This is a genomic window from Burkholderia sp. Ap-955 (assembly GCF_011753045.1).
Lineage (GTDB): Bacteria > Pseudomonadota > Gammaproteobacteria > Burkholderiales > Burkholderiaceae > Burkholderia > Burkholderia lata_D.
The window spans coordinates 13,293-38,308 of sequence record NZ_VWWH01000005.1 but is presented as its reverse complement, the minus strand read 5'-3'; the positions used below and the strand labels follow the sequence as shown (position 1 = coordinate 38,308).

The following is a 25,016-nucleotide window of genomic DNA, read 5'->3' as shown; positions in this document are numbered from 1 at the left end:
GGATGAAGTGAAACGGCCCGGGCGATGCTCGGGCTTTTTTGTCTGGCGGCGATCGGGGTGCCGCGCCGGGGCGGGGCGTGCGAACGCGTGCAATGGCCGACTTGCGGCTCGCGTGTTCTAATTCACGATCCTGTTTTTCGACCGACCGTCGCCATGCCTTTGTTCGAACCCGTCACGCTGGATACGTCCCGCCTCGTCCTGCGGCCGCTTCGCGACGCCGACGCGCCGACTTTCTTCGAGATCTGGTCCGATGCGGAAGCGATGCGCTATTTCTCGTTCTCGCCGATGACGCATATCGAACAGGCCGAGGCGCGCGTCGCACGCAACGTGCAGACGTCCGCGAGCGGGGAGAGCCTGACCTGCGTGCTCGAACTGCGGGAAACCGGCGAAGCGCTCGGCGAATGCGTGCTGTTCCACGCGAACGCGCCATGCCGGCGCGCCGAGATCGGCTTCAGCCTGCGGCGCGCGTTCTGGCGCGGCGGATATATGCGCGAAGCGGCGTCGGCCATGATCGACCATGCCTTCGGCACGCTGCGGCTGAACCGGCTCGAGGCCGATATCGATCCGCGCAACGCCGCGTCCGCGGGGCTGCTCGAACGGCTGGGCTTCGTGCGGGAAGGGCTGCTGCGCGAACGCTGGATCGTCGGCGACGAAGTGTCGGACAGCGCGCTGTACGGGTTGCTGGCGAGCGATCGCCGCTGATGCGGCGGCAGCGGCGGATCATTGCGCGGCAGGAACGATCGCGCACGCGTTGATGCAACGACGCGGGGCAATCGGGGTCGGCCCGCCAGGTTCGACTTGGCGGCCGGCCGATGAGGGTGTATTCACAACTTCGCGAGCCAGCCCTCGACCTTGTCTTTCCCGCGCAGCGTTGCAACCCATCGATCGGGCAACGCTTGTTCGCCGTACAGCGCGCCGGCGAGGCCACCTGCGATGGCCGCGGTCGTATCCGTGTCGTTGCCGAGCGCGATCGCGCGCTTCACGCAGTCCTCATAGCTGCCCGTGGACAGCAGACAATGGATCGCGGACCAGAAACTGTCGACCACATAACCCGATCCTTGCGGCGCGTCGAAGCGGCCGTCGAGCACGATCTTCAGTTCGATTTCGTCGGCCGTGCCTTCGTAGCGCGCGAGCAGTTCGTCCTCTGCCGCGCGCACCGCATCGGGCGCGGGCTGGCCATCGACGATCCTCAGCGCCGTCAGGCAATAGAGCGCGCAGCAAAGCTGCGAACGCACGTGGCCATGCGTGACGACGCTCTGCTTGTGCGCGAGCCGGATCGCGTCGTCATACGACGCGGCGACGATCACGACGGGCAAGCAGCGCATCAGCGAGCCGTTGCCGTTGTCGCGCTCGTCGCGGGGCCCGGCCGCTGCGGGCGCGGCGCCGGCCGCCAGTGCATGGAATGCGCGTTGCGTCTGCAGGCCGACGTCGAATACGCGGCCGTCCGGCGTGAATGCGCCGCGGTGAAACCAGTCCAGCAGGTTGCCGGCGAACGTATCGAGATTCAGGTCGTGCTCGCGCAGCAGTGCGTCGAGCAGCGCGAGCGCCTGCGCACCGTCATCGCTCCAGGTGCCGGGCGGTACGCCGTCGTGCGCGCGGGCGAAGCCCGGCGGCGGGGTCATGTCGATCGCTGCAGGCGGCGGAATCGAAGCGGCGTCGTGGAATTCGTACGGCACGCCGAGCGCGTCGCCGATCAGCAGGCCAAGCAGGCCGCCGCGCAGGCGGGATCGTCGGTTCGGAATCGGTGTCATCGAAAGGAGTTCGGGTTGGGACGGCTTGCGTCGTGGAAGACCGTGTACAAGACCTTGAGCTGAGCCCCGTCATTATGCAGTCGCCGCCAATTGGCGTACTTTTCCGACTATCCGCCGGGCGCCTTCGCGCGGTGGCGGCCGCAGTCGTCGTTGAAACGACCCGCGATGATTACGTCAACGCTCGCCCGGCCGCCACGTCGACAGGCACTTCGCGCTCCAGTGCTTTGGCGGCGAGTTCCCCGACCCAGTCTGCCTCGGAGGGATCGACGACGCCATATTGGGCCGGCGGAAAAAAAGCATGGTGGTGAGCCGCCGCAGTCAGGCGCTCGCATTCGGCGCGAGACAGCAGATAGGACGTCACGGTCAATGGCGCCGCCGGTCCACTCCATCTCAATCCGATGCGGATAGGGGTGCGTGGCGCAAATGCGATTGCCAATTCTCGCCCCGGGATCAACCGTTTCGTCTCCGAGGGGAACGTTGGCGGCCCGTACCAGCTGTCTGCCGCAATTAGCTGATCCAGCACCAGCCAATGACCGACGGACGTTCGGGCCAGGATCCACTGCCTTACTCGGGCCCTGCTGGATCTGAGCTCGCCGTCGATCCATTCCTCGACGTAGAGGGGTTCCGGATCGTAGTCGTCCGACCACACGATGATTGCCGAACATAGCGTATGGCGCTCCAATTCGACATGCCCGTTGGACGGCATTTCTCGCCAGTACCGCTGTCGGGTACCGTACGTCGCGACGCACCAGTTCAGGCCGATCCACGCTGCGATGAAGAGCGCCGTGACCCATATGACGGTGACGACTGTTCCGTCAACCGCACGATCCATATCAAAGGCCGGATCGACCATTCCGCGGTATGCAAGTATGCCCAGCAAATACGTGAGCACCGGGATCACAGGCCCGAATACGACCGGCAACATCAGAATGGCGAGCCAGTTTCGGACATGCACGCTCCCCGCCGACTTGGCGCGCGCACGCTCCTCATCGCTCATCGCCGCGATTTCCCGCGCGGCAATGTCGTCGCTCGGGGTGTGGAACCGCTCGTAATCATTCTCGTATTGGGACATTCGACGGGCGTTTGGTGAAAGGGAGGGCGAGAAAGCAGGGGTTGCTTCGAGAAACGGATTCTTGCATACGTCAGGGTCTGCTTACATGCGGAACGCATGTGCGGTCCGTATGCAAGCAGACCCTGGCCGATGTGCTGCGGCCGGTGCGAAATCCTGCCGCAGGGGCCCGTGTGCGCGGGCGTGCCGGCTGCGCGGTTCGCGGGCGAGTGGTTGGCCGTGTGACGCGTGCGCCGCGCCGGCCGGCGCGCGGGATTCTCGAGCGTGGATGACTTGCCGGATTCACGGGGTGAACGTACGCTTGGTCGATATCACGGTCCGCCCACAGGTTCTCGACCATGCAAGCTCATCCTCTGCGTCTTTCCCCCGGCGACGATTTGCGCGGCGCGATCGAGCACGCGTTGCGCGGCCACGCATCGCACGCGGCGTTCGTGATCCAGGGCATCGGCAGCCTGAGCGTCGCGCAGTTGCGTTTCGCCGGCGCGGACCAGCCGACCGAACTGCGCGGCGACCTCGAAATCCTGACGCTGGCCGGCTCGGTATCGCCGGACGGCGCGCATCTGCACATGTCGATCTCGGATTCGGCCGGCCGCGTGACCGGCGGCCACGTCGCGAGCGGCTGCGTGGTGCGCACGACGGCCGAGATTCTGCTCGTGCTGCTGCCCGCGCATCGTTTCTCGCGCGAAGCCGATGCGGGCACCGGCTTCAACGAACTGGTGATCCGCCGCGAGCCGGGCGGCGAGGGCGCGTGAATGCTGCGAAGCGGCGCTAGAATCGCCGGTCATTGGACGCATTGCCACCATTCACATTTCCGCGAGGCCGCCATCCATGGATGATTCCAAAATCGAACACAAGGTGTGGGAAATCGTGCGCACCTGGCTCGAGGGCGCGACGCCCGAGCAATGGCACCGGTTCGCCGCGCGTTCCAATTACGACGGCAACGGCCGCGCGCTGCGCTGGCTGCTCGACAACCGCAACATCGATCGCGCCACGGCGTTGCTGATCTACTGGAATCTCGGCGCCGCGTGGTTCGTGCAGTACGCGAACGAAAGCGACCTGGGAGACGCGTCGTATCAACTGGACACGTTCCGGCTGGCGCGTGAGGTCGAGCGGCGTTATGCCGACGGCTATTACGCCGATCACGGGATCTGGTTCGATCCACACGACTTCGAAGGCGCGGGTCCGAACGACTATCCGGACGTACCGGTCGTGCGGCCGGTGCCGGCGCTGATGCTGCAGCCGACGAACGGCCGCGAGATTGTCGATCTCGACGAGGAAGGGTACGACGAAGGCTTGCCGTTCGACGTCGTCGATCGGATTTCCGCGCTTTACGACTGACGAGGCCGGCACGGCCACCCGGCGCCGCATAAAAAAATGGCGCCGCGGGCATTCAGCCTGCGACGCCATTGCGTGGTGTGCTGCGACGTCGACCACCCGCCGCAGCCCGCTCCGCGTGCTTACATCTGCACGGTGTCGGCCACTTCCTTGAAGTCTTCGATCTGGTCGAAGTTCATGTACTTGTAGATCTGGTCGCCGTTCGCGTTGAGCACGCCCATGTCGGCCATGTACTCTTCCTTGGTCGGGATCTTGCCCAGACGCGAGCAGATTGCCGCCAGTTCCGCCGAGCCGAGATACACGTTCGTGTTCTTGCCGAGACGGTTCGGGAAGTTACGGGTCGACGTCGACATGACCGTCGCGCCTTCGCGCACCTGAGCCTGGTTACCCATGCACAGCGAGCAGCCCGGCATTTCGGTACGCGCACCGGCCGTGCCGAACACGCCGTAGTGGCCTTCTTCGGTCAGCTGCTTCTGGTCCATCTTGGTCGGCGGCGCGACCCACAGCTTGACCGGGATGTCGCGCTTGCCTTCGAGCAGCTTCGACGCGGCACGGAAGTGACCGATGTTGGTCATGCACGAGCCGATGAACACTTCGTCGATCTTCGCACCTGCGACGTCGGACAGCGTCTTCACGTCGTCCGGGTCGTTCGGGCATGCGACGATCGGCTCGTGGATGTCGGCAAGGTCGATCTCGATGACGGCCGCGTACTCGGCGTCCGCATCAGGCGACAGCAGTTGCGGGTCGGCCAGCCACTGTTCCATTGCCTGGATGCGGCGCTGCAGGCTGCGCGGATCCTGGTAGCCCTGCGCGATCATCCACTTCAGCAGCGTGATGTTGCTGTTGAGGTACTCGATGATCGGTTCCTTGTTCAGGCGCACCGAGCAACCGGCTGCCGAACGCTCGGCCGACGCATCCGACAGTTCGAACGCTTGCTCGACCTTCAGGTCGGGCAGGCCTTCGATTTCGAGGATGCGGCCGGAGAAGATGTTCTTCTTGCCTTGCTTGGCGACCGTCAGCATGCCTTGCTTGATCGCGTACAGCGGGATCGCGTTGACGAGGTCACGCAGCGTGACGCCCGGCTGCATCTTGCCCTTGAAGCGGACCAGCACCGATTCCGGCATGTCCAGCGGCATCGTGCCGGTGGCGGCCGCGAACGCGACCAGGCCCGAACCTGCCGGGAAGCTGATGCCGATCGGGAAGCGCGTGTGCGAATCGCCGCCGGTGCCGACGGTGTCGGGCAGCAGCATGCGGTTCAGCCACGAGTGGATCACGCCGTCGCCCGGGCGCAGCGCGATGCCGCCGCGCGTGCTGATGAAGTTCGGCAGCGTCTGGTGCGTCTTCACGTCGACCGGCTTCGGATAAGCGGCGGTGTGGCAGAACGACTGCATCACGAGGTCGGCCGAGAAGCCGAGGCACGCGAGATCCTTCAGTTCGTCGCGGGTCATCGGGCCCGTGGTGTCCTGCGAGCCGACCGAGGTCATCTTCGGTTCGCAGTACGTGCCCGGGCGCACGCCTTGGCCTTCCGGCAGACCGCATGCACGGCCGACCATCTTCTGCGCGAGCGAGAAGCCCTTGCCGCTGTCGGCCGGCTGGTGCGGCAGGCGGAACAGCGTCGACGGCGCGAGGCCCAATGCTTCACGTGCCTTCGCGGTCAGGCCGCGGCCGATGATCAGCGGAATGCGGCCGCCGGCGCGCACTTCGTCGAACAGCACGTCGGACTTGACCTGGAATTCGGCGATGACCTTGCCGTCCTTCAGCGCCTTGCCTTCGTACGGACGCAGTTCGACCACGTCGCCCATTTCCATCTGCGACACGTCGAGCTCGATCGGCAGCGCGCCGGCGTCTTCCATCGTGTTGTAGAAGATCGGGGCGATCTTGCCGCCGAGGCACACGCCGCCGAAGCGCTTGTTCGGCACGAACGGGATGTCTTCGCCGGTGAACCACAGCACCGAGTTGGTGGCCGACTTGCGCGAGGAGCCGGTGCCGACCACGTCGCCCACGTAGGCGACCAGGTGACCCTTTTCCTTCAGCGATTCGATGAACTTGACCGGGCCGCGCTTGCCGTCTTCTTCCGGCGTGATGCCCGGGCGTGCGTTCTTCAGCATCGCCAGTGCGTGCATCGGGATGTCCGGGCGGGTGGTGGCGTCCGGGGCCGGCGACAGGTCGTCGGTGTTGGTTTCGCCCGTCACCTTGAACACGGTGATGGTCAGGCTTTGCGGCACTTCCGGACGGCTCGTGAACCATTCGGCGTCGGCCCAGCTCTGCAGCACGGCCTTCGCGTGCGCGTTGCCCTTGTCGGCGAGTTCCTTGACGTCATGGAACTGGTCGAACATCAGCAGGGTTTTCTTCAGTGCGTCGGCGGCCACGGCAGCGACGGTTTCATCGGACAGCAGTTCGATCAGCGGCTGGATGTTGTAGCCGCCCAGCATCGTGCCGAGCAGTTCGGTCGCGCGTTCGCGCGAGATCAGCGGGCAGGCGGTCTCGCCCTTGGCCACGGCGGCCAGGAAGCCGGCCTTCACGCGGGCGGCTTCGTCGACGCCGGCAGGCACGCGATGGGTGATCAGGTCGAGCAGCGTCTGCTCTTCGCCGGCGGGCGGGTTCGTCAGCAGTTCCACCAGTTCGGCGGTCTGCTGAGCTGTCAGCGGCAGGGGAGGAATACCGAGCGCGGCGCGGGCGGCCACGTGAGCACGAAAGTTTTCAAGCATGGGGAGACCTGCTGATATTGCGTTTGAGGGGAAGGCCTTGCCGGCACTCCGGGGCTGTTCCAGACACTGCTTTGCAGCGGGATTCTAATCTCAATGATCTTTAACGTCAAATGTCTTATGTCTTATATAAGAGTTGATGGTCGAGACACGGGGAAGCGCGGTGGCACGGGGCGGCTGTGTTTGGAGGCGTGTTCCGGAGGCTCGGCTGGGTGCGGATGCGAGCAAGGTGTTCCGGGTGGTTCTGGCGAGGACCGCGGGAGGTGCGGAGGGCGGCGCGGTGCGCTACCGGTAACGCAGCCTCGGGAGCCCGGTTGCCGGCGGCGCATATATCTGCACAAGCACGCAAGAAACGTCACATATAGGCCGCGTTCGCGCGCCTACGCTCTATTTCACGCGACTTTCAATCAGATTTGAAAAGACGGAGCGGGCATCGGTGCGTGCCGCTTGCCTGTCAAGGAATGGCCTGGAAGGCCGCGAGCCCTTGAATCCAGTCGATCGAGCACATGCCGATGACGTCATGACGGTGTGCGCTATTTCCGCTTGGCGCGATACGCGTCGAGGTTCTTCCGCGCCTGCGCGCGGATTGCGCGTTGCACGAAAGGCGTCCAGCCGAGCAGGGCGCCTTTCAGCCCCAGCGCCTGACGCGTCCAGCGCCACAGGTCGAAGCTGTCGCGATGCTCGGCGATGCGTCCGTCGCGGAACCGGAACCGTGCGTCGATCCGGTTGACTACCATCCGGCCGGTCGCGGTGAAGCGGTACTGGGCGATCCACTCGGCGCGCCCGGCTTGTTGATCCGCGTCGACGTCGCCGAACGTCAATGAAAAATCCTGCGCACGCGCCACCAGCATGCGCCACATGTCGCGTGCGAGGTCGCCGCGCAGCTCGCCGAATGCGGGATCGCTGAAGACGACGTCATCGGCATAGCAGTCGAGCATCGCGTCGATGTCGCGCTGCTGGAACGCCGTGTAGAAGCGCTGGATCAACTCGGTGTGCGGGTGGCTCATCTTGGGGTGTGTTGTCGTTGGAGATGCAGCGGGGTCTCGACGCGGTGGCCGGAAATTAGGCCGATTGAACGTCAGGTGCGTGCCATACGGCAAGGATGCGCCGATCGACTCGATGTCGACACGTCTTCCCCGCCGCGATGCAGGTTACGCGCAGACGTTCGGTGTGACCACCGTCCGGACCGTGACATCCGTCGCGACATCGATCGAGAAAATGACCGTCAACAGCGGGAATTGATGCAGGCGTGCGCGGTTCCGGTTCAGCCGTCGTGACCCGAACGCGGCCGGCGCGTCACCGGCCGCCCGTCAGCGGCTCGCCAGCGCGACGTCCTGGTTGCCGCGCCCCGTCACCAGGCAGCCCGACATGAAGGCTTCGCTCTGGCTGCCGGCAGCGGCTTCGCCGAAACCGCGGCCGAGCGCATCGACCTTCACCTGCGCGGCACCTTGTTCGCACGCCAGCGGGCTGGTGTCGCGGCCCTGCGCATGCAGGATCGCGCGATCGCCAATGAGATACGCCAGCAGTGCGAAAACAGCGATATGTACGGCTCGTCTCATGGTTCGTCTCCTCGTGGCTCAAGCGTAACGCGGACCCGTTTGACGAAGCACTTGGGGGTTCCCCCGGTAAACGTCTGCTGAAATGCGGGCGCGCCGGGTGATCCTGTCCCGTTTTTCGAGTCTGGCGCGCGGGGGGAAGGCGCGATTTCAGTGCGTCTGGCCGGCCAAATCGGACCGGCGGTGACGCATGCGCGCGACGGATTTCTGCACGACCGGCGCGCGATTCACGGGAGTTTGACGAATGTCAGGGTGCGGACGGGCGCGGGCGGTCGCGCAGCCGTTCAAAGCGATAGCATGAATACATGATTTGACGGAACGCGATCGCGGAGGCATGCATCGGTTCCGGCAAGCAGGTGCGTGTTGAACATCGCTATCGAATTAGTGAGGAATCCAAATGCTTAACGTCTCTTCCGTCCTGATCAGCCTCGCCCCGATGTGGGCCATCCTGCTCGTTGCATCGTCGGCAGCGGCCTATTTCGTGTTCTGGCGCAAGGTCATCGATTAAGCGCTGCGTGAAGGTCGGTGCGCGTGCGGGCGGCAACGCGCACGCGTGTCGCACCGCGCACTGCCAACCTGGGACCCGCGGCGAACGCGCCTCGACGTGCTGCCGCGCGTCATCCCCGTCATTGCACGGCCGTCACCGGCACATTCGAAATCCGCACCAGCCGGCTCATCACGCTGCGGCGGAACACCGACATCAGCGCATGAAACGGATCGTGCCGCGGCGCGACGACCACGATTTCGTCGCAACCCGTCTCGGCCGCCACGGACGCGATCGTATCGGCCACCGGGCCCACCTTCATCACGACGCTGTACTTGACGCCGGCTTCCCGCAGGATCCGCTCGGCCATGGCCAGATCGTCGGACGCGAACTTCTCCTCGATCGAACGCAGCCGCGACAGCGGATAGTAGGCCTCGAGCCGCGTCGATTCGAGCGGCGCCTGGACGTTGATCAGCACGATTTCCGACGCGCACCGTTCGCGATACAGGAAGGTTGCGTGGCGAACCGCCTGAAGCGAGCGGGGAGAGTGGCCGACCGGAACCAGCAGCTTGAGCATGGACGTTGTCCAGAAAACGAGATGATTCCAGCGTAGCGTGCCGCCGGACCGAACGATCTAAAGAGAACGGGCGACCGCGTAAAAATGTCGTCAACACGTGCCGCCTCCTGCCGCGCCTAATAGAAATATAAGAAATTTAAGTTTATGCGCATAAACGATTTCATCGGTCCGTTGTGGCGCGCGCGAAGCGTGGGCCGCCGCCCCGATTCAGTCGGAACCGCAATGAATCGCGGCGGAAAATATCGGAGGTCGCCGATCCGGCGTCGCGTAGAGTAGTGCATCGGCCGCGGCGCGGCCGCTCCCGGCCGGTTCGGGTGCGACCGCCGCCATGCGGCCCGCCATTCCATTCCGATTCCAGGAGACTCCGCATGCCGCACGGCGCCCCGCAGCTTCTCGCTCCCGCTTCCATCCCCGTCGACCCGATCGTGCGCCTGTCGGCGGGCGAGCTCGCGTCGGCGATCCGCAGCAAGGCCGTGTCGTGCGTCGAGACGATGCGCGCGTACCTCGATCACGTCGAGCGCGTGAACGGCGCGGTCAACGCGATCGTCGCGCTGCGCGATCGCGACGCGCTGCTCGCCGAGGCCGCGGAAAAGGATGCTTCGCTGGCGCGCGGCGAGTACCACGGCTGGATGCACGGGATGCCGCAGGCGCCGAAGGATCTGGCGATGACGAAGGGGCTGCGGACGACCTACGGCTCGCCGATCTTCCGCGAGAACGTGCCGCAGGCCGATTCCGTGGGCGTCGCGCGGATGCGCGCGGCCGGCGCGATCTTCATCGGCAAGACCAACACGCCCGAATTCGGGCTCGGCTCGCACACGTTCAACGAGGTCTACGGCGCGACGCGCAACCCGTACGACCTGACCAAGAGTGCGGGCGGCAGCAGCGGCGGCACGGCGGCGGCGCTCGCGTCGCGGATGCTGCCGGTGGCGGACGGCAGCGATTTCGGCGGTTCGCTGCGCAATCCGGCCGCGTTCTGCAATATCTACGGCTTCCGTCCGTCGCAGGGCCGCGTGCCGCGCTGGCCGGGCGTCGACGTGTTCGTGCAGCAACTCGGCATCGAAGGGCCGATGGGCCGTACGGTCGGCGACGTCGCGCAACTGCTCGCGATCCAGGCCGGCTACGACCGCAACGATCCGCTGTCGCTCGCGGACAATCCGGCTGTGTTCGCACAGCCGCTCGACGCCGACCTGCGCGGCAAGCGCATCGCATGGGTCGGCGACTGGAACGGTTATCTCGCGACCGAGGCGGGTGTGCTCGCGCTGTGCGAACAGGGGCTGGCGACGCTGCGCGAGATCGGCTGCGACGTCGATGCCGCGTTGCCGGCGTTCGCGCCCGACCGGATCTGGCGCCTGTGGCTCGCGCACCGGCACCTGCTGTCCGGCGGCGGGCTGCTTGCGCACTATCGCGACCCGGCGCGGCGTGCGCTGCTGAAGCCCGAGGCGATCTACGAGGTCGAGGGGCTGCTCGCGATGCAGGGCGCGGCCGTGTTCGACGCGAGCGTCGAGCGCACCGCGTGGCATCAGGCCGTGCTGAGCTTCTTCGACCGCTACGACTTCATCGCGGCGCCGACCGCGCAGGTGTTCCCGTTCGACGTCGACCAGCGCTGGCCGAAGGAGATCGCGGGCCGTGCGATGGATACCTACCACCGCTGGATGGAAACGGTCGTGCCGTGGACGCTGGCCGGCTGCCCGGTGATCAGCGTGCCGGTCGGCTTCAACGACGCGGGGCTGCCGATGGGAATGCAGCTGATCGGGCGTCCGCGTGCCGATCTCGCCGTGTTGCAGTTGGCGCGCGGCTACGAGCAGGCGGCTGACTGGGTCGGCGGGCGATTGCCGGTGTGGATGGCTGCGTAGCGCGGCGTTGGCCGCTAGCCGGAAGCCGGAAGCCGATAGCCGATAGCCGATAGCCAGAAGCCAGAAGCCAGAAGCCAGAAGCCAGAAGCCAGAAGCCAGAAGCCAGAAGCCGGTTGCGGATCGCGCGTGACAGATGGAGAGGCGGGCGGCGGAAAGCCGCCCGTTTTGCGTTGATACGCAAGCGTATTGTTCGCCGGTACGTGTCGCGCCGCGTACAGGCGTGTTGTGCGACGGTCTGGCGTCATGTCACTGACGCTGGACAGCACGTTCCGCGTCGCCACCGTTCGTGTCGCTGAAGCGTTCGATGTGCAGTGCGACATACGGGAGGCTGACAGCCCCTTTGGCATCACCTGCGACAGCCGGCAATCGCCGTCATCGATTGATGCGGCGCGAGAACGAATGTCGGCACACGCCTGGAAATCGCCCGGCAAACGCGGACGAATCGCCTCAAGCACGTACGCCGGTCGCGGAATTGCAAGCGGCCGCGCGGCGTGATTTCGTTTCGATGTGTTTCAGTCGTTGCGGCGGTGCGCGGCGCGCTTCGACAATATCGGGCTCAACAATTCGGGCACGAGGACAACACATGAAGCAGATTCGCACGACGGGCCGGTACCTGGCCTCGGCAGGCATCGCGTTCGGCATCCTGGCAAGCGGTGCCGCGCACGCGCAGCTCGACCTGCAGTCGCTCGGCGCATCGCTGCTCGGCGGCGGGCAGCAGCAGGCGGCGCCCACGCAGGGCGGCGTCGCGCAATTGCTGCAGGCCTATGTCGGCGCGAACCAGCAGGTGCTGACCGGCCAGTCGTCGCTCGCGTCGGCGATGGGGCTGACCGGGGCTGCCGGGCAGGCGCAGCAGGCCGCGAGCCAGCTGACCGGCGGCAATGCGCTGACGCCGGCCGCGCTGTCGCAGATGGGCGGCGCGCAGCAATCGGTGTCGCAGGCGCTCGGCCAGGCATTCGCGAGCGGCGGGGCGACGCACGGCCCGATCGACAAGCAGGCGTTCAGCAACGGCCTCGCGTCGCTCGGGCAGGGGCTCACGCAGTATTCGCAACTGCAGTCGGGGCTCGGCAATCTCGGTTCGACGAGCGCGGCGTCGCTGTTGCAGTCGGGCCTGAATCCGCAGAACATGCAGGCTGCGTCGTACATCGCGCAAAGCGCGCCGGGCCAGTTGCAGTCGCTCGCGACGACGCTCAGCCAGGCCGTCCAGTTCGCGACGAGCCAGGGCATTTCGGTGCCGTCGGTCGCATCGTCCGCGCTGAAGCTGCTGCCGTAAGATTGCGCGGGGCCATGCGCGATGCGGTGCCGGCATCGCGCGCGACGACGAAGATGACCCCGCCCAACATGGGGATTTCGCGCGATGCTATCGTGGCGTGTCCCTTTTTTCGGTGCAGGTTCATGACAGACTCGTTTGACCTCTCGCGCTATTTCTCCCGCATCGGCTACGACGGCCCGGTCGAGCCGACGCTCGACGTGCTGCGCCGGCTGCATCTGCTGCACCCGCAGGCGATTCCGTTCGAAAACCTCAATCCGCTGACCGGTGCGCGCGTCGCGCTCGACTTGCCGTCGATCGTCGACAAGGTGCTCGCGCATCGCCGCGGCGGCTACTGCTTCGAACTCAACAAGCTGTTCTACACCGCGCTCACGGCGATCGGCTTTCGCGTGACGCCGATGATCGCGCGCGTGCGCTGGATGCTGCCGCCGGAAGTCGCCACCGCGCATACGCACATGCTGCTGCGCATCGATCTCGACGGCGCGGCCTGGCTCGCGGACATCGGCTTCGGCAGCGCGACGCTCACCGCGCCGCTGCGTTTCGTGCCGGACGAGCGGCAGTTGACGCCGCACGGCGCGTTCCGCGTCGTCGCCGCGCCGGTCGACGGTGAATTCGAGATGCAGATCGAGACGCCCGACGGCTGGCAGACCACCTATCGCTTCCAGCCGAAGCGGGTCGAGTGGATCGATTACGACGCCGCGAACTGGTTCACGTCGACGTATCCCGAATCGATCTTCCTGCATAACCTGATCGCCTGCCGCGTGCTGCCGGACGGCCGTGCGGCGCTGCGCAACACCACGCTGACGATCCGCGACGCGGCGGGCGTCGGGCGCACCGTCACGTTCGACGATGCGGCCGCATGGGGCGCGTGCCTGCGCGACACGATCGGCATCGACGCGACGGGATTCGATCTCGACGCGCTGTTCGCGCGGCTGGCGGCGCGCGCCGCGACGTAACCCGGACTCACGATCGATCGCCAACGGCGGCCCGCAAACACGGGCCGCGGCTGCGGTTGACATTTGCTAGATTGCTAGCATACTAGCTCCATGACCGACGAAGAAGTGAAGCAGTTCAACGTGTACCTGCCGCTCAGCCTGATCCGGCAGGTCAAGCATCGCGCCATCGAAACGGAGCAATCGCTGTCCGCGCTGGTGGCCGACGCATTGCGCGCGTACCTGGCTGCGCCGCCGCCGGGCACAGGGCCATCCACCAAGGAGGAGTGACATGTCATCCGAGCGAATCGAAGCCGTGTACCTGACGACGCACAACTGGGGCAAGTCGGCGAAGTTCTTCCAGGCGCTGGGCTTCACGCTGGAGTTCGAAACCGATCACCACTCGGGCCAACTGCGCAGCGGCGACGGCCCCTTTCTGTTCATCGCCGAAGTGCCGCCGAGTGAGACACCGGACATGCAGGTCGTGCTCAAGGTGGCGGATGAGCAGGCGGTGCAGCCGCAGCCGATCGTCGACGTCGTCACACCGTTCGAGGATACCCACTGGGGCACGCGCGACATGACCGTGCGCGATCCGGACGGCCGCGTGTGGCGCCTGCAGGCGCCGGGCAAGCAGGGCGCGTGAGGCGGCCATGACCGAACTCCGCGAAAGCGCCCCCGACAGCACGGCCGCGCGCGTCGCGCTGTGGCGCGCGCTGCACGTCGAACTCGACGCACCACCGCACGTGCTCGCCGACGAAGTCGGGCTGCAGCTGCTCGCGCCGGAACCCGGCTGGCAGCAGCGCGGCGACATGGATCCGCAGTTCACGCGGCCGTTCCGTGCGTCGATCGTCGCGCGGGCGCGCTTCATCGAGGATCTCGTAGTCGAACAGGCCACGCGCGGCGTGAGCCAGTACGTGATCCTCGGCGCGGGCCTCGACAGCTTCGTGCAGCGCCGGCCGGAGATGGCGTCGCGCGTGACCGTCTTCGAAGTCGATCCGCCCGCGCCGCAGGCCTGGAAGCAGCGCCGCCTGGTCGAGCTGGGTTTCGGCGTGCCCGACTGGCTGCGTTTCGTGCCGGTCGATTTCGAGGCGAAACAGTCGTGGCGTGCTGCGCTGGTCGGCGCGGGCTTCGATGCCGGCAAGCCGGCGGTCGTGGTATCGACCGGCGTCAGCATGTACCTGACGCACGAAGCGAATGCGGCCGCGTTGCGCGAAGTCGCCTCCCTCGCGCCGGGCTCGACGCTCGCGATGACGTTCCTGCTGCCGCTGGAGAATGCGGATCCGGACGTGCGCCCCGGGCTGGAAATGGCCGCAAAGGGCGCGCGCGCCAGCGGCACGCCGTTCATCAGCTTCTTCATGCCGGCGCAGATCCAGGCGCTCGCGCGTGAAGCCGGTTTCGCAGAGGCCGCGCACGTCTCGGCCGCCGAACTGACGCGCCGTTACTTCGCCGATCGTACCGACGGCCTGCGGCCGCCGAACAACGCGGAAGAGTTGCTGGTCGCGACGGTCTGAGCCGTCGCAACCCAAGCGACCGCAGCGACCCTCACGCCCGTTCGAGCACGGCCATTTCCCGCACGACCACGAGCAGCACCGCGAGGCTCGCGCCGCCGGACGCGCGCAGGTCCGCGAGCAGGTGCTCGTAGCGCGCGAGCGCGGCTTCGCGGCGCGCGCGCCACGCGCCGACGATCGTCTCCGGCGTGGTCGAATCCGGCGATTCCGCGAGTGCGCTCGTCGCCAGCGTGCGCTTGAGACGCGCGACTTCCGCGAGCGCGGCCGCGCGCGCCAGCATGTCCCAGTGCGTCGGTGTCGGCAGCGTCGCCGCGCGCTCGCCGATCCAGCTGTAATTGAGCAGCGTGCCGAGCGAGAAGTAGACGCCCGCGACGAGCTCGAGGCTGCGGTTGCTGGTCGCGGCTACTTCGGCGATATCGAGCAGCGCGGCCGAGATGTCGCCGCTCGCGACGCGCACCGCAAGCGCGCTGTCGACGCCGGCTTCGACCAGCACGCGCTGCCGTTCGGACAGCGCCTCGAGATCGTCGGCCGGCAGCAGCGACGGCAGTTGCGGCGCAAGCCGCTCCGCCGCGTCGCGGCAGCGCGCGATCAGCTCGGTGACGCCGCCATTGGCCACCGCGCCGGATTGCAGATGCCGCAGGAACCACAGCGCCGCGCGCTCCAGCAGCCGCGCGACGTCGACGAACATGCGCGCCTGCACGTCGTCGGCGACGCGGTTGTCGAGCGCGTCGATATCGCGCCACACCGCATCGAGGTCGAACACGTCGCGCGCCATGATGCACGCCCGCACGATGTCGCCGGGTTTCGCGTCGGTTTCCTCCATCAGCCGATGCACGAACGCGCAGCCGACGCGGTTCACGAGCGCGTTGGTCAGGTGCGTCGCGAGGATCTCGCGGCGCAGCGGATGGCGGCGCATCGGTTCGCTGAAGCGCTGCTGCAGCGGCTTCGGGAAGTAGTCGACGAGCATCGCGGCCACCAGCGGATCCTCGGGCACGTCGGATTCGAGCAGCGCGTCGTACAGCCACATCTTGCTGTACGCGAGCAGCACCGCGCGTTCCGGCGACGTGAGGCCGAGCTTCGCGGCCTGCCGTTCGGCGACTTCATCGTCGGTCGGCAGGAATTCGATCACGCGGTTCAGGCGGCCCGCGCGTTCGAGCCAGCGCATCAGGCGCGCCTCGGCATCGAGCAGCTCGACCGCATAGCGGCCGGCGATCGACAGCGCCTGCGTCTGGTAGTAGTTGTCGCGCAGCACGAGCAGCCCGACTTCGTCGGTCATCTCCGCGAGCAGCGCATTGCGCTGCTTCTCGGTCATCTCGCCGTCGGACACGACGAGCCCGAGCAGGATCTTGATGTTGACTTCGTGATCCGAACAATCGACGCCGGCCGAGTTGTCGATCGCATCGGTGTTGATGCGGCCGCCGCGCTGCGCAAACTCGATCCGGCCGAACTGCGTGCAGCCGAGGTTGCCGCCTTCGCCGACCACCTTGCAACGCAGGTCCGCGCCGTTCACGCGTACCGCGTCGTTCGCGCGGTCGCCGACCTGCAGGTGGGTCTCGCGCGCGGCCTTCACGTAGGTGCCGATGCCGCCGTTGTACAGCAGGTCGACCGGCGCCTGCAGGATCGCGCGGATCAGCTCGGTCGGCGGCAGCGCGTGCGCGTCGATGCCGAGCGCGGCCTGCACGGCCGGCGACAGCGGGATCGTCTTCGCGGTGCGCGGGTAGACGCCGCCGCCCGACGAGATCGATGCCGGATCGTAGTCGGCCCAGCTGGAGCGTTCGAGCGCGAACATGCGCGCACGCTCGGCGAAGCTCGTCGCGGGATCGGGGTTCGGGTCGAGGAACACGTGCCGGTGATCGAACGCGGCGACCAGCCGGATATGCGGCGACAGCAGCATCCCGTTGCCGAACACGTCGCCGGACATGTCGCCGACACCGACCACCGTGAAGTCGGTCGTCTGCGTATCGATGCCCATCTCGCGGAAGTGCCGCTTCACCGATTCCCACGCGCCGCGCGCGGTGATTGCCATCTTCTTGTGGTCGTAGCCGACCGAGCCGCCGGACGCGAACGCATCGTCGAGCCAGAAGCCGTATTCGTGCGAGATCGCGTTCGCGTAGTCGGAGAAGGTGGCCGTGCCCTTGTCGGCGGCGACGACCAGGTATGGGTCATCCGGATCGTGACGCACGACGTCGGGCGGCGGCACGATCGCGTTGCTCACCAGGTTGTCGGTCAGGTCGAGCAGGCCGCGCAGGAAGGTCTGGTAGCACGCGATGCCTTCGCGCATCCACGCTTCGCGATCGCTCGGCGGCGGCGGGTTCTTCACGACGAAGCCGCCTTTCGAGCCGACCGGCACGATCACGACGTTCTTCACCATCTGCGCTTTCATCAGCCCGAGCACTTCGGTGCGGAAATCCTCGCGGCGATCCGACCAGCGCAGGCCGCCGCGCGCGACGCGTCCGCCGCGCAGGTGTACGCCCTCGACACGCGGCGAATACACCCAGATCTCGAACATCGGTTTCGGTTCGGGCAGGCCCGGCACTTTCGCCGGATTGAACTTGAACGACAGGTACGGTTTCGATCCGCCGTTCGCATCGAACAGGAAGTAGTTCGTGCGCTCGGTCGCGTTGATGACGCCGAGGAACTGGCGCAGGATGCGGTCCTCGTCGAGGTTCGGCACCTGGTCGAGCGCGCCTTCGATCGCTTTCAGCAGCCGCTCGGCCTGCACGTCGCGCGTGTCGCCGGTGGCCGGGTTGAAACGCAGCACGAACAGCTCGACGAGCTGCCGCGCGATCGCCGGGTTGCCGGTCAGCGCGCGCTCGATATACGCGTCGCTGAAGGTCGAGCCGACTTGCCGCAGGTACTTCGCATACGCGCGCAGGATCGTCACTTCGCGTGCGCTCAGATGGGCGCGCAGCACGAGACGGTTGAAGTCGTCGTTCTCGATCCGGCCGCTCCAGATCTGGTCGAACGCATCCTCGAACAGGCCCTTCACGCGCTCGATGTCGAATTCCGTATCGTCGACGAGTTCGAGGCCGAAGTCGTGTACCCACGCATGCGCGGCGTCCTGCGTCTGGATCCGGTACGGCCGTTCCTCGTCGACGCGCACGCCGAGATGCTCGAGCATCGGCAGGCTGCGCGACAGCGCGATCGGGTCGCCCGCGCGATAGACCTTGAAGCGGAACGCACGCGCCTCGGCCTCGATCGGCCGGTACAGGTTCATCGCGAGCTGCCCCGAATCCTTCACGCGCTCGATCAGCTCGATGTCGCGCACGGCCGTGCGCGCCGGATAGTCGTCGCGATAGCCGGCCGGGAACGAGTCGGCATAGCGCTGCAGCAGGCGGTTGCCTTGCTCTTCGCCGAATGCGTCGAGCAGCGCGTCGGCGAGGTCGTCCTGCCAGCGGCGCGTGACCTGCACGAGCCGCGTTTCGAGCTCGCGCGTGTCGACGTCGGGCATCGTGCCCGGTTCCGCGTGCACGACGAAATGAATCCGTGCGATCGCCGATTCCGACAGCAGCGGCGTGAACTCGACGTTCACGCCGTTGTACGCATCGATGAGCAGCTTCGCGATGCGCCGGCGCAGGTCGGTGTTGTACTTGTCGCGCGGCACGAACACGAGGCACGATACAAAGCGGTCGAAGCGGTCGCGGCGCACGAACAGGCGCGTGCGCTGGTGCTCCTGCAGCCGCAGGATGCCGAGCGCGATGTCGTAGAGCTGGTCTTCGTCGGCCTGGAACAGCTCGTCGCGCGGATAGGTTTCGAGCACCGTCACGAGCGACTTGCCGAGATGTCCCTTCGGCAGGAAGCCCGCACGCCGCACGATGTTCGCGCACTTGCGGCGCACGATCGGGATCTCGGCGCTCGACACCATGTAGGCGGTCGACGTGTAGAGCCCGATGAAGCGGCGCTCGCCCGCGACCTTGCCGTCGGGCCCGACGAGCTTCACGCCGACGTAGTCGAGATAGCCGGGCCGGTGCACGGTCGCGCGCGAGTTCGCCTTGGTCAGGAAGATCGGCCAGGAGCCGGTGATGATGTCGGCGGCGGCCTGCGGCAGTGGCGTGACGTCGGGCGCGCCCGACGTGCGCAGCGATTCGCGCAGGATGCCGAAGCCGGTGCCTTCGATGCCGCGCAGCCCGAAGCCCGTGCCGTGCGATACCAGCGCGTAGTCGCGCTGGCCGAGGAACGTGAAGTGATCGGCGACCATCCATTCGAGGAAGGCGCGCGCCTCGATGTCTTCCGCGGTCGATTCGCGCGCCTTCATTTCCTTGATCGTCGCGCGCGCGATCTCGACGATCTTCGGCCAGTCTTCCACCGACGCGCGCACGTCGCCGAGCACGTGCGCGATGTCGTTGCGCAACGTGTTGAGCAGCGCGGCATCGCCGCAGCGATCGACTTCGAAATGGATGAACGACGCGAGCTGCGACTGGCCGTCGCCGGGCGTCGCGCCGCCCGCGTCGACTCGCTCGATGCCGCCGTCGCGACCGCGCCAGATGCGGAACACCGGATGCAGCGCCGAATGCATCGCGAGCCCGAGGCGGTTGACGGCCATCGTCACCGAATCGACGAGGAATGGCATGTCGTCGTTGACGATCTCGATGACCGTGTGATCGGAATGCCAGCCGTGCTGTTCGAGGATCGGGTTGTACACGCGTAGCCGTTCGCTGCCGGGCACGAATTTCTGGGCGGTCTGCCAGTGCGCCATTGCGGCGCCGTAGAGATCGGCGATGCTGCGGCTCTGCAGATCGTCGGCATCGGCGAAATCGTAGTAATGACGCAGGAAGGGTTCGACGATCCGGAACGTGGCATCGGGCAGGCGCCCGCGCGCGAATTCGACGACGTCCGAGAGCAGGTGTGCGACGACTTCCTCGTTCTTCGCTTCCATGGCGGTCTCCTCGTCGGGTGGCCATCGGCTGCTGCGTCTGTCCGGCATTATGCGCCGAATGCGTGACAAAGCGATGTGCGGGCGCACAACGAGAGGCGGGCCGGAGGAGGCCGCGTGCAGCGCCCGTCGCGGGTGCTGCGGCGTGTGGGTCAGGTCAGTTCTGGCGGCTTCAGGTCGGGATGCCGTTTGTAGAGCGGGTTCATGAAATCAAGCAGCATCGTGTTCAACAGAGACGAAACGAATTCGCGATAGGCAACGAATTCGGCATCCGGGCAGGATGCCTTGACTGCCAGTAGAGAGCGATCGAGATCAGCCCCCATTTGTAAGACCATATCGTTCAGGGCGGTTGCGACTTGCTTGTCTGTAATCATGTGCTCACCTTGTTAACATCCTGCCAACGCGTTGCAACTGTTGACGCAATTCCAGAATTTGAAGCCGAAGTTCCCGGTTGGCAAAGTCATTGCGGAACACTTGGCTCGACACATTGTTCTCCATTGCGCACAGGACGTGTTTCTGGGTTGCGGTGTCATGCCTGGAGCGTTGTCGACTGCGGGAGGTGCAACGAAAATGAAGTTCGTCGATTCTCGCTTCGTCGTATAGATGACGGCGAGATCCTCCGAAAAAAGCAAGGTTGCGTCAAATTCGTGGTTGAACCTGCCCGCGCAGGCTTCCGTTCCTGGAGAGAGCGTCAGGCGCAACCCGTCTTCCGAGCGAAACGGCTCTATCTTTCCCGTCAGTCTGCATGTGCCGATATCGACTGATGCATCCACGAGGTTTTTGTCGATGCGAAGCTGGACAAGGCTATCGGAAATAGTTGCCTGCCACTTCCCCGCATGGATGGCCCCTCGAGCCTGATGGGTGGAGCGATAAGGTTGTGCAACGAAGCTGGTTGTTTCGCCATGGCTGCCCAGCATGACGCCGATAGATCCGCGACTCGTCTCCTGAACGCCTATCGTGATGCTGGACGACGTCGATGTCCATGGAACATAGTCGACACCGGTTGAGCCCGCTAGTTGATCGTAGATGACGTATCCGGAAATATTCTCCTTGCTTCCATATACAACCAGGAAGCGATTCGCAGCAATCTTGACGATCTTGTACGTCGTCCCGTTCTCGTCAGCCTTCCATGCCTCATGAAGTGTGACGGAGTGTGGATTCGATGTGGTGTCGGGCTGTGTGGAAACTGAGCTGCCAACGCTCGGATTCGCGAATGAAATCAACGAAAACAGCAGGGCGGCGGAGTAGCGTTTGATGGTCCTGATTTTCATGGTGTCTACCTGCAATGATGAAAAGAGTATCGGCATGGACGTACTGCCGGATTCATTGCTGGCGGTAACACCGATGAACGGTGATTGGCTGGCTAGTTTGTCGAATGTGGATTTGCAATTTTTCTTAGCGTCAATACGAATATATTGGGATAACTAAGTGATGCGATGGGGCGAGATGAGGATGACGGCGAACCTGCGGCAGAGAAAAGAAGGCTGCGCGCTATCGTGGTCCGGCGGCGCGCAGTCTAAATGCGGAGACGCTCAGCGCTCGTCGCTCCACAGCTTGCCGGCGGTCGCCCAGTTCTCCTTCTTCACGTCGGTCAGGATGATGTCGACCGAGCCCGGCTCGCAGCCGAGCGTCTCGCACGTGACGCGCGTGATGGCTTCGACGAATTCGCGCTTCTGGTCGACGGTGCGGCCTTCGAAGAGCTGGATATTGAAAGTCGGCATGACGAAGTGCTCCGATGGTTGGGGTGAATGATGCGTGGGGCGCCGGCGGCGTCAGTCGCGATACGTCGGATCGATCCGGTTGAGCCGGCGCAGCAGTGCCGGCCATTCCAGTTCGCCCTCGATCGCGCCGCCGTCGCGCAGTTGTTCGGCGGTCCGGTCGGCGACGGCCGGGTCGGGCAGCACGAGCGGCCCGCCGCCGGCCTGCGCGCGTACCTGAATGTCGCATGCCTTGATCAGCGTATCCATCAGCACATAGGCTTCGGCCACGGTGCGGCCGACCGTCAGCGTGCCGTGGTTGCGCAGCAGCATCGCGGATTTCGCGCCGAGGCTCGCGGTCAGCCGCGTGCCTTCGGCCGGCGAGAACGCGAGCGCCTCGTAGTCGTGGTACGCGAGGTCCCCGTGAAACCGCAGCGCGTGCTGCGACGCGGGCAGCAGCCCGTCGCGCTGGATCGACACGGCGATGCCGGCCGTATTGTGCAGATGCATCACGCACACGGCGTCGGCGCGCGCGGCGTGCACGGCCGCATGCAGCGCGAAGCCCGTCACGTTGACCGCGTGCTCGCTGTCGCCGATCCGGTTGCCGGCCAGGTCGATCTTCACGAGATTCGACGCGCGGACTTCGTCGAACGTGAGGCCGAACGGGTTGATCAGGAAGTGGCCGGGCTCGCCGGGCACGGTCGCGGACAGGTGCGTGTAGATCAGGTCGTCCCAGCCGTTCAGCGCGACGAGCCGGTACGCGGCGGCGAGGTCGACGCGCATCCGGCGTTCGGCGTCCGAGATCGGGCCGCCGGGTTTCACGGCATCAGGACGGTGTGCGAATGACGACATCGGGATCTCCGAAGGTGAAGCGGCGCGCGACGATCACCGTGACCCACGATGCGAGCGCGAACGGGGCCGTGAACGCGGGAATGCCGGCGCGCGTCGCGAGCCACTGAATCAGCGCGGCGAGTGCGGCGGCCGTGAGCGCCGCGCGCGGGCCGCGCGGCATCAGCGCGAGCGCGGCGAGCGCGCCGTTGAAGCCGAGCAGGCCGTCGGCGAATGATGCGCCACTGGCACCGAACCCGACCAGCAGCACGGTCGACACCAGCGCGCCGCCGAGCGCGAATGCGGCCGCGCGACGCGACGCGACGGCGAGGCCGACGACGATCAGCGCGCCGGCCCATGTGCCTTGCGCGAAAGTGGTTTGCGCGACGCCTGCCAGAAGGGCGTCGGCGGCGGAAGTCAGCGTCAGCGCCGGGCCGGTCGTCGCGCCGCCAGCATGTTGCAGCGCGACAAACGGTAGCCACAGCGCGGTGACGGCGAGGCACGGGCTCGAATACGGACACTGGCGCCAGCGCGCGAGCGGCACGCGCATCGCACGCTGCACGAGCGCCGCGCCGATCGAAACCAGCGGCACCAATGCGACGGCAACGAGTTGATGGGGCGCGAACAGCACGGCGATCAGCGCGGCGAGTGCGCCATTGAAGCCGTGCAGCCCCTGTTCGACGTCGCGGCGCTCCGCGCCCGTCAGCACGGCCGTCATGCTGGCGGCGGCGGAGCCGACCAGTGCCGCGCTCGCGAGCCGCAGGTCGGTCAGCGCCAGCGCGGCGAGCAGCAGCGCACCCGTGAGCGCATTCGCCTGCAGCACGATCTGCCCGATGCCGCGCAGCAAGATACGCAAGTCGATCGACGGCGAAACGGGGCGGGCGGTAGGCATGATGGCGGCGGAACAGGACGAGCCGCGAGCATAGGACACAATCTCATGCACCGGAATAGGGAATTCTGGATAGTCAGGATTTGTGGTCGATGCCCCGAAACGGTGAATCCGGAGGTCGGTTCGTGCCCGAACGCCGCGTCGTCGGCACGTTCGGCGGGGTTGCCCGTTCGGGACTCGAATCCTCGCGGTGGCCAGCACTTTCGTCGAGCGATTTGTGCGACGATGCCTCGCATCGGGCATACCGGGAGACGGAGAGATGCGCGAAGTGCGTTGGGCGTCGCTCGAAGGCGACGGGGTCGAACATCTGACGTTCGACCGGAGCGACGGCGGGATCGTCGTCGAAAGCGCGGTGGTCGGCCAGCGGTACGGCCGTGCATACGGGCTCGCGTATCGCGTCGAGTGCGACGCGCACTGGCGCGTGACCTATGCAGTGCTCAAGGTGATGGGCGGCGGCACGCTCGAATTGCGGGGCGACGGCGCCGGCCACTGGCACGACGGTTCAGGCCGCGCACTGCCTGAGCTCGACGGTTGCATCGACATCGACATCGCCGCGACGCCGTTCACGAATTCGCTGCCGATCGGCCGCCTCGGGCTCGCGCGGGGCGAGCGGCGGCCGATCGACGTCGCGTACATCTCGACACCGGACCTGAAGGTCACGCCGGTCAAGCAGGCCTACGCGTGCATCGAGCCGGGCCGGCGCTACCGCTACGAAGGCATCTTCCGCGATTTCACGGCCGAGATGGACATCGACGACGACGGGCTCGTCGTCGATTACGAGACGCTGTTCAGACGCCTGCCGGCGCCGGCGGTGCGCTGACCCCGGGCCGCGGCCGGGGCGAGCGCCAGCCGCTCCTGCGCGGACGCGAAGCGGTCGATTCGCGACGCGATCATGTCCGGGTGGCGCAACACGATCCAGTGCGTGCCGTCGATTTCCTCGCGCACGTGGTCGCCGAGCCAGCGGTCGAGGCCGACCGACATGTCGGGCGTCACGTAGCGGTCCCGCACCGGAACGAGGATCTGCACCGGCGCCTGCGCGTACCGTTCACGCGGCTTGCGCGCCCGCGCGAGAAAGTTGGCACGGTACATCTGCATCCCGTTCAGCGCGTTCTTCAGTTGCACCGGATCGCGCTCGGCGCGCACGCGTTCGGTGAGCTGCAGCCAGCGCGGCCACAGCGCGGCCCCGCCGAGCCGCCATACCAGCGACGGCACAAGCGGCAGATGGAAGAACGCGATGTACCACGACTTCAGGCTTTGCTTGAGCCGCATCTTCGCGCGGAACACGTGATCGAGGCACGGGCCCGAGATCGACGTGTAGGACGCGATGCGGCCGCGGAACGTGGGGTCGGTCACGGCCTCCCAGCACTGGATCGAGCCCCAGTCGTGGCCGACCAGGTGGAACGGCCGGCCGCCGCAGGTCGCGTCGGCCACCGCCTTCAGGTCGCCGGCGAGACGCTCGAGCGTGTAGTCGGCGCGGCGGCGCGGCGCATCGGATGCGCCGGCGCCGCGCACGTCGTACGCGATCACGCGGTAGCGCTTTGCGAGCCGCGCGCGGATCGGTGCCCACACGGCCGCCGAGTCGGGATAGCCATGCACGAGAATCAGCGGCGGCGCGCGCCGCGATCCGCTTACGTAGACGGCGAGTTTCACGTCGCCGGACTGGACGGTCAGCATCTCGTGGGCGTGCGCCAT

Annotated in this window: 24 protein-coding genes; 11 read left to right on the top strand and 13 right to left on the bottom strand. The window is 66.3% G+C overall.

Annotation, left to right across the window (positions count from 1 at the left end; translation table 11 throughout):
- Positions 1-153: 153 nt before the first annotated feature.
- Positions 154-702, top strand: a complete 549-nt coding sequence (locus F3J15_RS04515; RefSeq protein ID WP_166888521.1) for a GNAT family N-acetyltransferase — start codon at positions 154-156, stop codon at positions 700-702.
- A gap of 122 nt (positions 703-824) precedes the next feature.
- Here the strand turns inward: F3J15_RS04515 and F3J15_RS04510 are convergent, their stop codons facing one another.
- A complete protein-coding gene (locus F3J15_RS04510; RefSeq protein ID WP_166888208.1) occupies positions 825-1,751 on the bottom strand; it encodes an ADP-ribosylglycohydrolase family protein in 927 nt (308 codons plus the stop codon).
- A gap of 169 nt (positions 1,752-1,920) precedes the next feature.
- Positions 1,921-2,823, bottom strand: a complete 903-nt coding sequence (locus F3J15_RS04505) for a hypothetical protein (RefSeq protein WP_166888206.1) — start codon at positions 2,821-2,823, stop codon at positions 1,921-1,923.
- A 335-nt stretch (positions 2,824-3,158) separates the two neighbouring features.
- On the opposite strand from F3J15_RS04505, the gene F3J15_RS04500 reads away from it, so the two are divergent.
- A complete protein-coding gene (locus F3J15_RS04500) occupies positions 3,159-3,572 on the top strand; it encodes a PPC domain-containing DNA-binding protein (RefSeq protein WP_166888204.1) in 414 nt (137 codons plus the stop codon).
- Between the two features lie 76 nt (positions 3,573-3,648).
- Positions 3,649-4,158: a DUF4274 domain-containing protein gene (locus F3J15_RS04495; protein ID WP_166888201.1), complete on the top strand. Its 510-nt coding sequence runs from the start codon at positions 3,649-3,651 to the stop codon at positions 4,156-4,158.
- A gap of 119 nt (positions 4,159-4,277) precedes the next feature.
- Here the strand turns inward: F3J15_RS04495 and acnB are convergent, their stop codons facing one another.
- The 4 genes from acnB to F3J15_RS04475 all read right to left on the bottom strand — a co-directional run bounded on the left by acnB (position 4,278) and on the right by F3J15_RS04475 (position 9,477).
- Entirely contained in the window at positions 4,278-6,863 is a 2,586-nt protein-coding gene (gene acnB / locus F3J15_RS04490; protein ID WP_166888198.1) for a bifunctional aconitate hydratase 2/2-methylisocitrate dehydratase, read from the bottom strand.
- A 530-nt stretch (positions 6,864-7,393) separates the two neighbouring features.
- Complete coding sequence (locus F3J15_RS04485) at positions 7,394-7,867, bottom strand: nuclear transport factor 2 family protein (RefSeq protein WP_166888195.1); 474 nt, start codon at positions 7,865-7,867, stop codon at positions 7,394-7,396.
- Positions 7,868-8,170: 303 nt separating this feature from the next.
- Positions 8,171-8,419: an adhesin gene (locus F3J15_RS04480; protein ID WP_166888192.1), complete on the bottom strand. Its 249-nt coding sequence runs from the start codon at positions 8,417-8,419 to the stop codon at positions 8,171-8,173.
- A 623-nt stretch (positions 8,420-9,042) separates the two neighbouring features.
- Positions 9,043-9,477 (bottom strand): universal stress protein, encoded by a 435-nt coding sequence (locus tag F3J15_RS04475; protein ID WP_069251883.1) that lies wholly within the window; start codon positions 9,475-9,477, stop codon positions 9,043-9,045.
- A 368-nt stretch (positions 9,478-9,845) separates the two neighbouring features.
- On the opposite strand from F3J15_RS04475, the gene F3J15_RS04470 reads away from it, so the two are divergent.
- From F3J15_RS04470 to F3J15_RS04440, 7 genes are all read left to right on the top strand, one after another.
- Positions 9,846-11,330: an amidase gene (locus F3J15_RS04470; RefSeq protein WP_166888189.1), complete on the top strand. Its 1,485-nt coding sequence runs from the start codon at positions 9,846-9,848 to the stop codon at positions 11,328-11,330.
- A 243-nt stretch (positions 11,331-11,573) separates the two neighbouring features.
- Complete coding sequence (locus tag F3J15_RS04465) at positions 11,574-11,825, top strand: hypothetical protein (protein WP_166888185.1); 252 nt, start codon at positions 11,574-11,576, stop codon at positions 11,823-11,825.
- Between the two features lie 88 nt (positions 11,826-11,913).
- Positions 11,914-12,600 carry a hypothetical protein gene (locus tag F3J15_RS04460; protein WP_166888181.1) on the top strand — a complete coding sequence of 229 codons (687 nt, stop codon included), beginning with the start codon at positions 11,914-11,916 and terminating at the stop codon, positions 12,598-12,600.
- A 122-nt stretch (positions 12,601-12,722) separates the two neighbouring features.
- Positions 12,723-13,553: an arylamine N-acetyltransferase gene (locus F3J15_RS04455; protein WP_166888176.1), complete on the top strand. Its 831-nt coding sequence runs from the start codon at positions 12,723-12,725 to the stop codon at positions 13,551-13,553.
- Positions 13,554-13,643: 90 nt separating this feature from the next.
- Positions 13,644-13,820 (top strand): ribbon-helix-helix domain-containing protein, encoded by a 177-nt coding sequence (locus F3J15_RS04450; protein WP_089452540.1) that lies wholly within the window; start codon positions 13,644-13,646, stop codon positions 13,818-13,820.
- Between the two features lies 1 nt (position 13,821).
- Complete coding sequence (locus tag F3J15_RS04445) at positions 13,822-14,172, top strand: glyoxalase (protein ID WP_089485495.1); 351 nt, start codon at positions 13,822-13,824, stop codon at positions 14,170-14,172.
- A 7-nt stretch (positions 14,173-14,179) separates the two neighbouring features.
- Complete coding sequence (locus F3J15_RS04440) at positions 14,180-15,040, top strand: class I SAM-dependent methyltransferase (RefSeq protein WP_166888170.1); 861 nt, start codon at positions 14,180-14,182, stop codon at positions 15,038-15,040.
- A 31-nt stretch (positions 15,041-15,071) separates the two neighbouring features.
- Here the strand turns inward: F3J15_RS04440 and F3J15_RS04435 are convergent, their stop codons facing one another.
- The 6 genes from F3J15_RS04435 to F3J15_RS04410 form a co-directional block, all read right to left on the bottom strand.
- Complete coding sequence (locus tag F3J15_RS04435; protein ID WP_166888167.1) at positions 15,072-19,913, bottom strand: NAD-glutamate dehydrogenase; 4,842 nt, start codon at positions 19,911-19,913, stop codon at positions 15,072-15,074.
- A gap of 149 nt (positions 19,914-20,062) precedes the next feature.
- Positions 20,063-20,284: a hypothetical protein gene (locus tag F3J15_RS04430; protein ID WP_089496659.1), complete on the bottom strand. Its 222-nt coding sequence runs from the start codon at positions 20,282-20,284 to the stop codon at positions 20,063-20,065.
- A gap of 12 nt (positions 20,285-20,296) precedes the next feature.
- Positions 20,297-21,181: a hypothetical protein gene (locus F3J15_RS04425; RefSeq protein ID WP_166888164.1), complete on the bottom strand. Its 885-nt coding sequence runs from the start codon at positions 21,179-21,181 to the stop codon at positions 20,297-20,299.
- Positions 21,182-21,442: 261 nt separating this feature from the next.
- Positions 21,443-21,631: a 4-oxalocrotonate tautomerase gene (locus F3J15_RS04420; RefSeq protein WP_069251875.1), complete on the bottom strand. Its 189-nt coding sequence runs from the start codon at positions 21,629-21,631 to the stop codon at positions 21,443-21,445.
- 51 nt (positions 21,632-21,682) lie between these two features.
- A complete protein-coding gene (locus F3J15_RS04415) occupies positions 21,683-22,459 on the bottom strand; it encodes a class II aldolase/adducin family protein (protein WP_166888161.1) in 777 nt (258 codons plus the stop codon).
- Positions 22,434-23,327 carry an urea transporter gene (locus tag F3J15_RS04410; RefSeq protein ID WP_166888158.1) on the bottom strand — a complete coding sequence of 298 codons (894 nt, stop codon included), beginning with the start codon at positions 23,325-23,327 and terminating at the stop codon, positions 22,434-22,436. Before F3J15_RS04410 ends, F3J15_RS04415 begins: the two co-directional genes overlap by 26 nt.
- A 256-nt stretch (positions 23,328-23,583) precedes the next feature.
- Here F3J15_RS04410 and F3J15_RS04405 point away from each other — a divergent pair, with 256 nt between their 5' ends.
- The gene (locus F3J15_RS04405; RefSeq protein WP_166888155.1) at positions 23,584-24,144 is read left to right on the top strand and encodes a putative glycolipid-binding domain-containing protein; all 561 of its coding nucleotides are present in this window, start codon (positions 23,584-23,586) and stop codon (positions 24,142-24,144) included.
- Here F3J15_RS04405 and F3J15_RS04400 read toward each other — a convergent pair.
- Positions 24,099-25,016 carry an alpha/beta fold hydrolase gene (locus F3J15_RS04400; RefSeq protein WP_166888153.1) on the bottom strand — a complete coding sequence of 306 codons (918 nt, stop codon included), beginning with the start codon at positions 25,014-25,016 and terminating at the stop codon, positions 24,099-24,101. The two genes, F3J15_RS04405 and F3J15_RS04400, sit on opposite strands and share 46 nt — an antisense overlap.

Bases quoted from the DNA above. Each gene is read 5' to 3' on its own strand.
- F3J15_RS04515 (WP_166888521.1), top strand. From the start codon at position 154: ATGCCTTTGTTCGAACCCGTCACGCTGGATACGTCCCGCCTCGTCCTG.
- F3J15_RS04440 (WP_166888170.1), top strand. From the start codon at position 14,180: ATGACCGAACTCCGCGAAAGCGCCCCCGACAGCACGGCCGCGCGCGTC.
- F3J15_RS04425 (WP_166888164.1), bottom strand. From the start codon at position 21,181: ATGAAAATCAGGACCATCAAACGCTACTCCGCCGCCCTGCTGTTTTCG.
- F3J15_RS04430 (WP_089496659.1), bottom strand. From the start codon at position 20,284: ATGATTACAGACAAGCAAGTCGCAACCGCCCTGAACGATATGGTCTTA.
- F3J15_RS04450 (WP_089452540.1), top strand. From the start codon at position 13,644: ATGACCGACGAAGAAGTGAAGCAGTTCAACGTGTACCTGCCGCTCAGC.
- F3J15_RS04470 (WP_166888189.1), top strand. From the start codon at position 9,846: ATGCCGCACGGCGCCCCGCAGCTTCTCGCTCCCGCTTCCATCCCCGTC.
- F3J15_RS04485 (WP_166888195.1), bottom strand. From the start codon at position 7,867: ATGAGCCACCCGCACACCGAGTTGATCCAGCGCTTCTACACGGCGTTC.
- F3J15_RS04465 (WP_166888185.1), top strand. From the start codon at position 11,574: ATGTCACTGACGCTGGACAGCACGTTCCGCGTCGCCACCGTTCGTGTC.
- F3J15_RS04435 (WP_166888167.1), bottom strand. From the start codon at position 19,913: ATGGAAGCGAAGAACGAGGAAGTCGTCGCACACCTGCTCTCGGACGTC.
- F3J15_RS04420 (WP_069251875.1), bottom strand. From the start codon at position 21,631: ATGCCGACTTTCAATATCCAGCTCTTCGAAGGCCGCACCGTCGACCAG.
- F3J15_RS04460 (WP_166888181.1), top strand. From the start codon at position 11,914: ATGAAGCAGATTCGCACGACGGGCCGGTACCTGGCCTCGGCAGGCATC.
- F3J15_RS04510 (WP_166888208.1), bottom strand. From the start codon at position 1,751: ATGACACCGATTCCGAACCGACGATCCCGCCTGCGCGGCGGCCTGCTT.
- F3J15_RS04445 (WP_089485495.1), top strand. From the start codon at position 13,822: ATGTCATCCGAGCGAATCGAAGCCGTGTACCTGACGACGCACAACTGG.
- F3J15_RS04505 (WP_166888206.1), bottom strand. From the start codon at position 2,823: ATGTCCCAATACGAGAATGATTACGAGCGGTTCCACACCCCGAGCGAC.
- F3J15_RS04480 (WP_166888192.1), bottom strand. From the start codon at position 8,419: ATGAGACGAGCCGTACATATCGCTGTTTTCGCACTGCTGGCGTATCTC.
- acnB (WP_166888198.1), bottom strand. From the start codon at position 6,863: ATGCTTGAAAACTTTCGTGCTCACGTGGCCGCCCGCGCCGCGCTCGGT.
- F3J15_RS04410 (WP_166888158.1), bottom strand. From the start codon at position 23,327: ATGCCTACCGCCCGCCCCGTTTCGCCGTCGATCGACTTGCGTATCTTG.
- F3J15_RS04415 (WP_166888161.1), bottom strand. From the start codon at position 22,459: ATGTCGTCATTCGCACACCGTCCTGATGCCGTGAAACCCGGCGGCCCG.
- F3J15_RS04455 (WP_166888176.1), top strand. From the start codon at position 12,723: ATGACAGACTCGTTTGACCTCTCGCGCTATTTCTCCCGCATCGGCTAC.
- F3J15_RS04495 (WP_166888201.1), top strand. From the start codon at position 3,649: ATGGATGATTCCAAAATCGAACACAAGGTGTGGGAAATCGTGCGCACC.
- F3J15_RS04405 (WP_166888155.1), top strand. From the start codon at position 23,584: ATGCGCGAAGTGCGTTGGGCGTCGCTCGAAGGCGACGGGGTCGAACAT.
- F3J15_RS04500 (WP_166888204.1), top strand. From the start codon at position 3,159: ATGCAAGCTCATCCTCTGCGTCTTTCCCCCGGCGACGATTTGCGCGGC.
- F3J15_RS04475 (WP_069251883.1), bottom strand. From the start codon at position 9,477: ATGCTCAAGCTGCTGGTTCCGGTCGGCCACTCTCCCCGCTCGCTTCAG.
- F3J15_RS04400 (WP_166888153.1), bottom strand. From the start codon at position 25,016: ATGGCGCACGCCCACGAGATGCTGACCGTCCAGTCCGGCGACGTGAAA.